We start from the raw sequence: 11,550 nt of genomic DNA on the forward strand, positions 1-11,550 counted from the left end.
CTAGGGTGGCGGCATGACCAGCGACTTTCGTTCCGCCGGGCACGACGCAGTCGAGTTGCTCGCCGACTACCTTGACGGGCTGCCTGCGCGGAGCGTCTGGACACCGATGCCGGAAGCGGCGCGGGACGCGCTGCTTGACGCGCCGCTTCCGGAAGTGCCCACAGCACTGGACGCGCTGGTGAAGACGGTCGGCGAGACCGTGCTGCCGTACCCGATGGGTAACGGGCATCCGCGGTTCTTCGGGTGGGTCAACGCCGCGCCCGCGCCCGCCGGGGTGCTGGGCGCGCTGGCCGGGGCCGCGATGAACCCGAGCAGTGCCGGAGGCGACCACGCCGACGTGCATCTGGAGCGCACGGTCGTGCGGTGGCTGGCCGAGTTGGTCGGGTTTCCGCATCCGCCCGGTGGCGGGCTGCTGACCTCCGGGGCGTCGATGGCCACCATCGTCGCGCTCGGTGCCGCGCGCAACCGCGCCGCCGCGCGGCTCGGGGTGGACGTGCGTCACGACGGGGTCGCGGCGCTGCCGCCGCTGGTCGGCTACGTCAGCGCGGAGACGCACTCGTGTGTGCGCAAGGCCGCCGAGCTGCTGGGCATCGGCAGCAGGAACCTCAAGGTGGTCGCCACCGACACCGAGGGACGGCTGGATCCGGCCGCACTGCGGTCGCAGCTCGACGCGGACCGGGCGGCGGGGCTGGTGCCGTTCCTCGTCGTCGGCTCCGCCGGGACGGTCAACACCGGCGCGATCGACGATCTGGCCGCGCTCGCCGACGTCTGCGAGCAGAGCGCCGAGGGCATCTGGTTCCACGTCGACGGCGCCTACGGCGCGTTCGGACGGCTGGATCCGGTGTCCGCCCCGCGTTACGCCGGGCTGGAGCGGGCCGACTCGCTGGCGCTGGACCCGCACAAGTGGCTGGGCGTGCCCGTCGACTGCGGTTGTGTGCTGGTCCGCGACGCGGAACAGCTGCGCGGGACGTTCAGCCTGGTACCGCCCTATCTCCGTGACGAGGACGCCGGGGGCCTGGGCTGGTTCTCCGAGTACGGGATCGAGCAGACCCGCCCGTTCCGTTCGCTCAAGGTCTGGGCGACGATCGCGGCGGCGGGTCGCGAGGGCATCGTCCGCGACATCTCCCGCTGCTGCGCGCTCGCCCGCACGCTCGGTCAACTCGTCGAGCAGGAACCGGATCTGGAGCTGCTGGCCGCGGTCGAGACGTCCATCGTCGCCTTCCGCTACCGGCCGACGGGCGAGCGGGCGCTGCCTGCGGAGCGGGTCCAGCAGGTCAACGCGGCGCTGGCGGTCGCCGTGCAGCAGCGCGGGCGGGCCTTCGTCACCGGCACGGTGCTGGCCGGTTGCGAGGCGGTGCGGGCCTGTCTGCTCAACGCCGCGACCACGGAGGAGGACCTGCGGATCCTGGTCGACGAGGTGCTGACCGCAGGCGCGGCCCTCGGGACGGAACTGTGACAACAGCCCAGGAACCCCACAGGTCGGACGGCCCGTCTCCATGTACATGAAGATCAATCCTGCACACAGGGCCGGCCGTGCCGGTCTCGCTCTCCTGGGCGCCACGGCCCTCTGCCTCGCCGCCACCGCCTGTTCCGGCAACAGCGGTTCCGGCTCCGGCTCCTCGGCGACGGCCGGATCATCTGCGACGGCTTCCGCCTCGGCCACCGGCGGCTCGGGAGACACCGGCGGTTCCGGCGGCAACGGCTCGACCGGTGGCAGCAGCTCGACGGGCGGTTCCGGTTCCACGGGATCGACGGGCTCGACCAGCGGCGGCTCGACGGGCGGCGGTCAGGCGGCCGGAACGCCCACCTGTACCGGCTCGCAGATCACCGTCTCCGAGGGCCAGGGCGACGGCGCGGCCGGGCACAGCGCCGCGGTGCTGCTGTTCCACAACACCGGCTCGACCTCGTGCAGCATCTACGGCTACCCGGGCGTGGCCGCCCTGGACAGCGGCGGCCAGCAGGTCGCCCAGGCCACCCGGACCCTGCGCGGCATGATGGGCGGCGCACCGCAGGGCGCCACCGCGCCGACCGCCGTCGTGGTGGCCCCCGGCGCGACGGCCTCCGCCCGCGTCGAGGGCACGGACGTGCCCGAGGGCAACGCGACCAGCTGCCCGACCTACGCGGGCCTGCTGGTCACGCCTCCCGGAACCAAGACCTCGACGCGGCTGCCGATCCAGATGATGGGCTGCAGCGCCATCCAGGTGCACCCCGTGGTCCCCGGAACGACCGGCAACCAGGACTGACGCGGCGTCACAGGGGCGCGCTCGGCTACTCCGTGGTGAACTCGGCCATCATCGCCATGTCCTCGTGCTCCAGGTTGTGGCAGTGGAGCAGGAACCGCCCGGCGTAGTCGCTGAACCGGACCGCGACCTCGACGCCCTGGGCAGGGAGCACGTCCACGGTGTCCTTCCACCCGGCGTCGTACTCGCCGGGCGCGGTGTTGTTGCGGCTGACCACCTGAAACGGGTCCAGGTGTACGTGGACCGGATGGTGCACGTCGGTGACGAAGCGCCAGATCTCGACCTGACCGAGCTTGGGCCTGGCCAGCGAGTGGCCGGGCTGGTACTCCTGCCCGTTGATGGTCCAGCTGTCGGCCGACTTCTGGAAGAGAAAGGTACGGGTGGCCACGGCCTTGGCCGGGTCCAGCCGCTCGACGGTGGCGAGTTGCTCCGGCACCCGCGAGTCGTCGCTGACACCCGCGCTGCCGATGTCGAACCGCATCACCTCCGCCGTGCCGCCGCTGCCGAGGCGGTTGACCAGCCGGACGCTGCTCCCGGCCGGGTAGCGGGCGAAGTCGACCACGACGTCGAACCGTTCGGCCGAGGCCAGCTCGATGCCGTCGTGGGTGACGGACCGCTCCAGCAGACCGCCGTCGGAGCCGATCTGGACGAGCGCGCCGCCACCCGGCGGCTGCGGGTCGAGCTCCAGTCGGTAGCGGCGGGCGTTGGACGCGTTGAGCAGCCGCAGCCGGTAGCGGGCGCGGTCGACCTTGGCGACCGGCCAGGGCACGCCGTTGACCAGGATGACGTCGCCCAACACGCCGTTCATGTAGGTGTCCTGGACACCGGGCCGACCCTCGGACGGGTCCAGCGCCGGGTAGGCGAAGTTGCCGTTCTCGTCGAATGCGCGGTCGGCGATCATCAGCGGCAGCTCGCGCGGGCCCTGCGGCAGGCCGAGCGCGGCCTCCTCGTCGTCGCGGACCAGGTGGAACCCCGCCAACCCGCGATCGACGTGCGGGCCGGTGAAACCCATGGTGTGGTCGTGGTACCAGAGCGTGGCGGCGCGCTGCTGCATCGGGTAGACGTACTGGCGCTGCGGCGCGAAGGTCGCGGACGACATCCCCGGCATGCCGGCCATCCCGGCGTTGCCGCCCACCCCGGCCGCGCTGCCGCCGAGCGGGGTGATCAGGTCCAGCGGGTAGCCGTCGCTCTCGTGCGGGGTGTGGCCGCCGTGGAGGTGGACCACGGTGGCGTGCGGCAGTTCGTTGGTGTGGGTGACCACAGTGCGTCGGCCCGAGCGCGACTCGATGGTGGGGCCGGGGAACATGCCCTGGTAGCCCCAGACCTCGGTCTGACGGCCCGGCACCAGATTCGCCAGCCCCGGACGGGCGGTGATCTCGTAGTAGTCGGTGGTCGCGTCCGTGCGCACCGGCTTCAGCACCGACGGCACGGGCAGCGGCACCGCGTAGCGCGCGGGCAGCGGCACCTTGCTGCCGAGCAGCAGGCCCGGCTGGCCGTTCGGGATCAACCGCCCGAGCGCGGGCAGTCCCCCGGCGACCGCGCCCGCGCCGAGCACCGCGGCAGCGCCGATCCCGAGCATCCGGCGTCGACTCATCCCCGCCGCCACCGGGCCCGCCGCCCCCGCCTCAGCGGCGCTCATGCACCCACCTCGGCGGCTTGACCGGAGGCGGCCTCGGCCTCGTCGGCCTCGTTGGCCTGGTCGGCCTCGTCGCCAACAGTGTCGGCCGACGCGTCCGGCTTGAACGTGAAGACGTCCACGGCGAACTTCTCGGCCATCACGAAGATGCCCACGCCCAGGGGTACGTGCAGGATCAACACCCGGTCGAAACCGAGACTGATCTGCGCCGCGCAGGCCACGACCATGACGGCGTACTGGATCGCGAAGGAGTGCGGCCCGCCGGAGACCCGCCACACCAGCACACCGGCGATCGCCGCCAGCAGCGCCACCGTGGCCAGGATCATCGCCGCCAACATGTGGGCATTGAGCAGCGGGTAGAACCCCTGCAGGAAGCCACCGGCCAGCACCGGCTGCGCAACCGCGAGCAGGGCGACCAGCGCGGCGGTCACCCGCAGCGAAACGACCGGCCATCGGTGCGGGGTGGTTCTGTTCGACATGCGTATCCCCCAGGGAGGAGCGGAAACTCGTCTCTGGCGAGATACTCTCATATGAGATTGTTTTGACACCACCCCTTAGGCTGGACCTCGATGACGAACGAACCCTTCTCCCCGCCCCTGGGCATGATCCTGCGTCAGGCTCATGTCCGCGCCTCCCGCGCCTTCACCGAGGCACTGCGCCCGATCGGGCTGGAGACCTCGGGAGCCGGCCTGCTGCTCAGCCTGCACCAGCTCGGCCCGCTGACCCAGCGTCAGCTGATCGACCTGACCGGCAACGACAAGTCCTCGATGGTGCGTTACATCGACGGGCTGGAGCAGCGCGGCCTGGTGCGACGCCAGCCGCACCCGACCGACCGCCGAGCCCACCTGGTCACCCTGACCGACCCTGGACACGAGGTGCTGGCGCGGGTCAAGGAGACGGCCGAGCGGACCGACCAGCGGCTGGCACAGGGCCTGACGCCTGAGGAGACACTCACCCTCCGCGCCCTGCTGGCCCGTTTCGCCGCCTCCCCGGCCCCGGACGGCTCCCCCGAGCCGAGGTCGGCCAACTGACCCGCCGCTACTTGACCTGCGTCCCGCGCGCCGCGTCGTCCGCCGCGCCGCCACGGCCGACCAGGCCGCGCGGCTTCTCCGCGAACTCCGCCAGCCGCGAGCCCATCGCGCGCAGCTTGACGGGCCCGACCGCGCCGACGATCAGCGGCGTCAGGTGCCGCTGCGGCTGCATCGCCCGCAGCCAGGCCTGGGCGTAGACGTGGGTGGAGCGCCGGGCGACGCCGTCCGCGATCCGCTCGACGGCCGGGGCCAGCGGGTAGGTCTTGTTGAGCGGCCAGGGCAGGCCCGCACGCATGTCGCGCATGACGTCGTCCTCGTCCGCGCCGCGCACCATGTCGGTGTCGGTCCAACTGAGGTACCCCACACCGACCTTGACACCCTTGAGCGCCAACTCCGGACGAAGCGAGTGGGCGAGGGCCTCGACCCCGGCCTTGCTCGCGCAGTAAGCCGTCATCAACGGCGCGGGCGTGAGCGCGGCCAGCGAGGCGATCTGCAGGAAGTAGCCGCGCGAGGCGGTCAGCGCGGGCAGGAAGGCCCAGGCGGTGTTGGCGCTGCCGACCAGGTTGACGTCGATCACCCGCGTCCAGACGTCCGGGTCGGAGTCCATGAACGGCGCGCCGGTGGCGATACCGGCATTGGCGACCACCACGTCGATCTTCCCGTAGCGCTCGACGATCTCGTCCGCGACCGTGCGCAGCGCCTCGCGGTCCGTGACGTTCGCCTCCCACCACCCGACGTCGGGCCCGCAGGACTCGGCGACGGCGGCCAGTTCGTCGCGCTCCAGGCCGACGAGCGCCACCCTGGCACCGCGGGCGGCCAGCACCCGGGCGAGCTGGGCGCCGACCCCACGGGCGGCGCCGGTGATCACGGCGACCTGGGCGGCCATGCTGTGCTTGGACATCTCACGAACCTTTCGGGCGGCGTTCGGTGCGGTGGTCACGCGTGTGCGGGGGCAGCCGCGGCGGTGGGGACCACAAGGGCCCCGTCGACCTGACGGACCTGGTCGTACTCGTGCAGGTCGACCGCGCGGGTCTCGCGGCGGTAGTGCGCGGTGGTGCCCGGCCAGAGCACGGTGTTGTTGCCCTTGCCGTCCAGGTACCAACTGCGGCAGCCGCCGGTGTTCCACACGGTCCGGCTCATCCGGCGCTGCACATCGTCGTTCCAGCGTCGCTGCGCGGAGGCGGTGACGTCCAGGGCGACGGCGCCGCTGGCGTCCAGCTTGCGCAGGTAGTCGGCCAGGTAGTTGAGCTGGGACTCGATCATCAGCACCATCGAGCTGTTGCCGAGACCGGTGTTGGGACCGATCACGAAGAGCAGGTTCGGGAAGCCGCGCACGGTCGTGCCGCGCAGCGCCGACATGCCCTCGGACCACTCCTCCGCCAGCGTCGTCCCCGCCGCGCCGGTGATGTGGGCGGCGACGGGCATGTCGGTGACATGGAAGCCGGTGCCGAAGACGATCACGTCGGCCTCGTGCTCGGTACCGTCGGCGGCGACCAAGGTGCCGCCCTTGACCTCCTTGAGCCCGGAGGCGACGACCTCGGCGTTGGGCTGGGCCAGCGCCGGGTAGTAGGTGTTGGAGAGCAGCACCCGCTTGCAGCCGAACCGGTAGTCGGGCGTGAGCTTGGCCCGCAGCGCCGGGTCCTTGACGGCCCGTCGCAGGTTCTGCCCGGCCAGCGCCTCGGCCGCCCTGAGCAGTCCGGGATGCTTCACGAACGCGCCGACCTGGTACTCACGGATCAGCCAGAGCGCGCCGCGCAGCGCCTTCTGGCTGGCCGGCAGACGCCGGTAGAGGAACCGCTCGGCAGAGGTGATGTCGCGGTCCATCCGCGCCATCACCCAAGCGGGCGTGCGCTGGAACAGCACCAGCCTGTCCACCACGGGCTGGATCGCCGGCACGATCTGGATCGCGGACGCGCCGGTCCCGACGACCGCGACGCGCTTGCCGCTCAGGTCGAACTCGTGGTTCCACTGCGCCGAGTGGAAGACCTGCCCGGGGAAGTCCGCCAGCCCGGGCACGTCCGGGATCTGCGGGTCCGAGAGCGGGCCGGTGGCCGCGACCAGGACCTGGGCGCTGAAGCGGCCCTGGTCGGTCTCGATGTCCCAGCGTGCCGTGGTGGTGTTCCAGCGCGCCGCGGTGACGGTGTGCCGGAACCGCAGGTGCGGGCGGAGCTGGAACCGGTCGACGATCCGCTCCAGGTAGGCGCGGATCTCCGGCTGGCCGGAGAAGGTGCGCGGCCAGTCGGGGTTGGGCGCGAAGGAGAACGAGTACAGGTGCGAGGGGACGTCGCAGGCGCAGCCGGGGTAGCTGTTGTCGCGCCAGGTGCCGCCGACGGAGTCCGCGCGCTCCAGCACGACGAAGTCGGTGACGCCCTCCTCGCACAGCCGCACCGCCGCGCCCAGTCCGCCGAAGCCGGTGCCGATCACAGCGACCCTGACCTGCTGCACCGCACTGTCGGCGCCCTGCTCCCCGGCCGCCGCGGCCGCCCCGGTCGTCTTCTGGGCCTTCTCGGTTTTCTGCCTGCCCGCCATACCGGTCCTCCCGCGCATCCCTCACTCGGATCCCGCCGCCACCAACTGTGCCAGTGATCGGTGGCACAGTCAGGAGCGTAGGGGACACCGGATGGCTCGGGAAGACTCCGGAAGCCGGAAGTTACGCGCCGGTACGTCCGAAGCCCGCGCCCGGCGCGTCGCCGAAGTCGGCCCCACCGGCCCTACCACCTCCGGGGACGCCCGGCAGGGTCAGCCCGGTGAGCAGACGGTCCAGGACCTCGCCCGCCTCGCGACGCGCCCGGGCGTGGTCCTCCGCCCGGGCGATATAGAGGCTGGCCTCGGAGATCAGCGCGGCCAGCAGCCTGGTCAGCGGCGCGACCGGCATCGGCTGGATGCTGCCCTCGGCGATCGCCCTGGTCAGCTCCTCGGCCAGCAGCACGTAGCCGTGCTGCTCCACCAGTGCGTCCCAGGCGCTGTGGCCGAGCACGGCCGGACCCTCGACGAGCACGATCCGCTGGAAGTCGGGATCGTTGCAGGCATCGAGGAAGGACTGGAATCCGAGCCGCAGCAGCGTCCAGGCGTCACCCGACTGGGCCTCCGCCCGCGCGGTTTCCTGTTCGACCAACCGTTCGGCCATGTCCTGGGCGCAATCGCCCATCACCGCGCGGAACAGGTCGGCCTTGTCCTTGAAGTGGTGGTAGAGCGCACCCCGGGTGACCTGGGCCGCAGCGACGATGTCCTCCGTGCCCGTCGCGGTGTACCCACGCTCGGCGAACAGCGTGCGCGCCGCGCGCAGCAGCGCGCGCCGGGTGTCGGCGGTGTGTTCCGCACGCCGACCACGCGGACCACGCGCCGATCGAGGAGCTGTCATACCTACATCCTGTTCCATACAGACTGTATGTTAGAGGAGGGCCACGGACCCGCGGCCCGCGGGAACGGAGACATGGATCATGGGACTCCCACTCAATCTGACCGTCAAGATGGGCACGTACCTCCTCAAGCAGAAGCTTGCCCGCCGCGAGAAGTTCCCACTGATCGTCGAGGTGGAACCCCTCTTCGCGTGCAATCTGGCCTGCCAGGGCTGCGGCAAGATCCAGCACCCGGCCAGTGTGCTCAAGCAGCGCATGCCGGTGGAGCAGGCCGTCGCCGCCGTGGAGGAGTCCGGCGCACCGATGGTGTCGCTGGCCGGTGGCGAGCCGCTGATGCACCCGCAGATCGACGAGATCACGCGGCAGCTGCTGAAGCGCGGCAAGTTCGTGGTGCTCTGCACCAACGCGCTGTTGCTGCCCAAGCACATCCACAAGTTCAAGCCGCACCGCAACTTCGCCTGGATGGTCCACATCGACGGGCTGCGTGAGCGGCACGACGAGTCGGTGAGCAAGGAAGGCGTCTTCGACGACGCCATCGCGGCCATCCGGCAGGCCAAGGCGGCCGGGTTCCAGGTCTACACGAACTCGACGTTCTTCAACAACGACAGCCCTCAGGACATCATCGAGGTGCTGGACTACCTGAACGACGAGCTCAAGGTCGACCGGATGCAGATCTCGCCCGGCTACGCCTACGAGAAGGCCCCGGACCAGGACCGCTTCCTCGGCGTCGAGCAGACCCGGCAGCTGTTCAAGAAGGCCTTCGGGGACGGCCGCCGCAAGAAGTGGCGGCTCAACCACTCCGCGCTCTACCTGGACTTCCTGGAGGGGAAGACCGACTTCGAGTGCACCCCGTGGGCGATCCCGTCCTACTCGCTCAAGGGCTGGCAGAAGCCGTGCTACCTGATGGCCGACGGCTACGTCGACTCCTACCAGGAGCTGCTGGACTCGACGGACTGGGACAACTACGGCCGCGGCAAGGACCCCCGCTGCGACAACTGCATGGCGCACTGCGGCTACGAGCCGACCGCCGTGCTGGCCACCATGTCCTCCCTCAAGGAGAGCCTGCGGGCGGTCACCAGCGGCTGAGCTGTCCAGCCCGCTCCTCTCTCACCCGATCGGCCTAACCAGGGACGGGCCGTCGTATCGAAGCCGAAACGTTGCGGCACGATACGACGGCCCGTCCCTTTCGTCCCTGGCAAACGCTACCGACGCGTCACTAGCATGAGGCCCCATCGGGGGGCAGCAGATCAGTCGGACACAGCAAGGCAAGTTAGGGGCAGGCACCATGGCCGCGAAGGAAGAGCTGGACACGTTCTACGTGCTCACGGCGCTGTTGGTGACCCCAGCGCAGTTCCCGAGCGTGCTCGGGGACGACTACCCGGAGGCCTGCGCCGCGCTCGGTGTGGAGCCCTGGTCCGACGGCTACGGCCTGCTCTTCGGCCAGGACGGCACCGGTGCCCGCTGGACGGTGGTCTGCGACGACGCGGCCCTGGTCGGCTGCGCGATAGCCGCCTGGGACTGCGGCATGGAGTACGAGCTGGCCGCGCCCGAACGCACCGTCGTCGACACCGTCGCGGGCTGGCCGCTGGCCATCACCATCGCCACGCCCGACATCCCCGAGCCGCACGACCCGCAGGGCGACCACCCGGTGCTGCTGCGGGCCCCCGACCCGCAGGCCTGGGGCCCGGCGCACCGGCGGCTGGCCGCGGACGAGGTGGCCAAGCACTGGCTCACCTGGCGCCACCAGGTCGCCGAGGGCGCAAGCTTTGACTCCACGGGCGCCCAGCCTCCGCAGCACGTCCAGCGAGCCCTGGACCAGGCCCGCGGCTACACCAGCGACCCGCCGCCCGCCGGTCGGGTGCGCTCCGCCCCGGCCCCGGACGGCGCACGGATCGTCCGTGCCGACGGGCCCGGCTGGAGCCTCGCGGCGCACACGGAGGACATCGCACTGCTGCTGCTCGACGAGAAGCCGCACGAGATCATCCCGGTCGGCCGCGGCCCGGAGCTGCCCGCGCTGCTCCGCGACCTGGACCAGATGGCACGCGCCTCCGGCTGAGTCCCTTGCGGCCCCTGCCCCGGCCTGCGTCCGGCGGGGGCAGACTGGAGCCGTGGGCATTCCTGACGCGGCCGGGCCGGTCGTCAGCAGACGCAGCGTGCTCGCGGTCGGCGCGGGCGCGGTGGTGGGTCTTGTCGCGGCCTGCTCCTCGGCGACACACAGCCCGACCGGAGCGTCCGCGACCTCCACGACCTCGCATCCCACACCGCTACCGTCGTCCGCTGTCCCCTCCACGCACACGTCGAGCGCGGCGGCACTGCCGGCGACGACCGCGTGGCAGCCCAGCAGCAACGACATCGACCCGCAGGTGAAGCTCCGCGCGGTGCGGCTGATCGAGGCGCTGGGAAGCTGGCCGGTGGGCGGATCGGGCGAGGCCGCTGCGGCGCGCCGGGCAGCCGCGGCCGGTTACGACCCGGGACTCGCCGCCCAGGCGGGCGGCCTGCTGGGTTCCGCGCCGGAGGCCGCGCTGCAGGTACTGGAGGCGCAGTACGGCGGAATCCTCAGCGATGCGGCCAGCGTGCTCGTGGTCTGCCGCCAGTACACCCCCGGACACACCGACACCGCCGACACCACGACCGCGGACAGCGGCGGGACCACCGTGGACGTACGGCTCAGCAGCGCGCAGCCGCTCTGGCAGGTGACGGCACTTCATCCCGCCGTCCCCGGCCCGGCGCTGGCGCCCTCCGCGCTCAGCTCCGCCGCCCGCGCGGTGCTCGGCTCGGACGCGATCACACTGCCTCCGGCAGCACATGCGGACGTGCTCAGCGGCACCATCCACGACAGCGCGCTGGAGGCGATGCTGACGCTGTCGCACAGCCATCGGATCGAGCTGAGCGTGGTCCGCTCCGGCCATCCGATCGACGTCTTCGGGACCACCCGGCCGAGCGACCACCCCAAGGGACGCGCCTTCGACGTCTGGCGGATCGACGGCCAGGCCGTCATCGACCCGGCCACGCCGCGCGCCCTGGTGGAGGGCTTCATGCGCGCGGCAGCGGCGGCCGGGTCCTACAACGTGGGCGGGCCCTACCTGTTGAGCGGCGGGACGCCGGACCAGTTCTTCAGTGACGACACCCACCACGACCACGTCCACGTGGGGTTCGACGTGTGATCGTGACGGGGCAGCCGTCACGCCATCGGGAGGGTGGTCCCCTGTACGGCCTGGATGTCGAGTTCCACGCGGAGTGTGGTGCCGATGGCCGCGATGCCCACCTGGACCACCTGGTTGTAG

General features: G+C 71.6%; 11 protein-coding genes. 6 read left to right on the plus strand and 5 right to left on the minus strand.

Features of this window, described 5'->3' with window-relative positions:
• Positions 1–13 precede the first annotated feature (13 nt).
• Together ABH940_RS15600 and ABH940_RS15605 are read left to right on the plus strand one after the other, a co-directional pair.
• Positions 14–1,456: an aspartate aminotransferase family protein gene (locus ABH940_RS15600; protein ID WP_370068275.1), complete on the plus strand. Its 1,443-nt coding sequence runs from the start codon at positions 14–16 to the stop codon at positions 1,454–1,456.
• Positions 1,457–1,502: 46 nt separating this feature from the next.
• Positions 1,503–2,243, plus strand: a complete 741-nt coding sequence (locus tag ABH940_RS15605; protein WP_370068277.1) for a DUF4232 domain-containing protein — start codon at positions 1,503–1,505, stop codon at positions 2,241–2,243.
• 25 nt (positions 2,244–2,268) lie between these two features.
• Here the strand turns inward: ABH940_RS15605 and ABH940_RS15610 are convergent, their stop codons facing one another.
• Positions 2,269–3,879, minus strand: coding sequence for a multicopper oxidase family protein (locus ABH940_RS15610; RefSeq protein ID WP_370105482.1), 1,611 nt, complete (start codon positions 3,877–3,879; stop codon positions 2,269–2,271).
• Positions 3,876–4,355 carry a hypothetical protein gene (locus ABH940_RS15615; protein WP_370068281.1) on the minus strand — a complete coding sequence of 160 codons (480 nt, stop codon included), beginning with the start codon at positions 4,353–4,355 and terminating at the stop codon, positions 3,876–3,878. Before ABH940_RS15615 ends, ABH940_RS15610 begins: the two co-directional genes overlap by 4 nt.
• A 90-nt stretch (positions 4,356–4,445) precedes the next feature.
• Here ABH940_RS15615 and ABH940_RS15620 point away from each other — a divergent pair, with 90 nt between their 5' ends.
• Positions 4,446–4,907, plus strand: coding sequence for a MarR family winged helix-turn-helix transcriptional regulator (locus ABH940_RS15620; protein ID WP_370068283.1), 462 nt, complete (start codon positions 4,446–4,448; stop codon positions 4,905–4,907).
• Positions 4,908–4,914: 7 nt separating this feature from the next.
• Here the strand turns inward: ABH940_RS15620 and ABH940_RS15625 are convergent, their stop codons facing one another.
• From ABH940_RS15625 to ABH940_RS15635, 3 genes are all read right to left on the minus strand, one after another.
• On the minus strand, positions 4,915–5,808 hold the full coding sequence (locus ABH940_RS15625; RefSeq protein ID WP_370068285.1) for an SDR family oxidoreductase: 894 nt from the start codon (positions 5,806–5,808) through the stop codon (positions 4,915–4,917).
• A gap of 35 nt (positions 5,809–5,843) precedes the next feature.
• Complete coding sequence (locus tag ABH940_RS15630; protein ID WP_370105483.1) at positions 5,844–7,436, minus strand: flavin-containing monooxygenase; 1,593 nt, start codon at positions 7,434–7,436, stop codon at positions 5,844–5,846.
• Positions 7,437–7,557: 121 nt separating this feature from the next.
• Complete coding sequence (locus tag ABH940_RS15635; protein ID WP_370105484.1) at positions 7,558–8,268, minus strand: TetR/AcrR family transcriptional regulator; 711 nt, start codon at positions 8,266–8,268, stop codon at positions 7,558–7,560.
• A 79-nt stretch (positions 8,269–8,347) separates the two neighbouring features.
• Between ABH940_RS15635 and hpnH the strand changes: the two genes are divergently transcribed.
• The 3 genes from hpnH to ABH940_RS15650 all read left to right on the plus strand — a co-directional run bounded on the left by hpnH (position 8,348) and on the right by ABH940_RS15650 (position 11,430).
• Positions 8,348–9,352 carry an adenosyl-hopene transferase HpnH gene (gene hpnH, locus ABH940_RS15640; protein ID WP_370068291.1) on the plus strand — a complete coding sequence of 335 codons (1,005 nt, stop codon included), beginning with the start codon at positions 8,348–8,350 and terminating at the stop codon, positions 9,350–9,352.
• Positions 9,353–9,551: 199 nt separating this feature from the next.
• Positions 9,552–10,322: a hypothetical protein gene (locus tag ABH940_RS15645; RefSeq protein WP_370068293.1), complete on the plus strand. Its 771-nt coding sequence runs from the start codon at positions 9,552–9,554 to the stop codon at positions 10,320–10,322.
• 52 nt (positions 10,323–10,374) lie between these two features.
• The gene (locus ABH940_RS15650) at positions 10,375–11,430 is read left to right on the plus strand and encodes a hypothetical protein (protein ID WP_370068295.1); all 1,056 of its coding nucleotides are present in this window, start codon (positions 10,375–10,377) and stop codon (positions 11,428–11,430) included.
• The last annotated feature ends 120 nt before the right edge of the window (positions 11,431–11,550 follow it).

Origin of the sequence: Streptacidiphilus sp. BW17 (genome assembly GCF_041262485.1) — a bacterium.
Lineage (GTDB): Bacteria > Actinomycetota > Actinomycetes > Streptomycetales > Streptomycetaceae > Streptacidiphilus.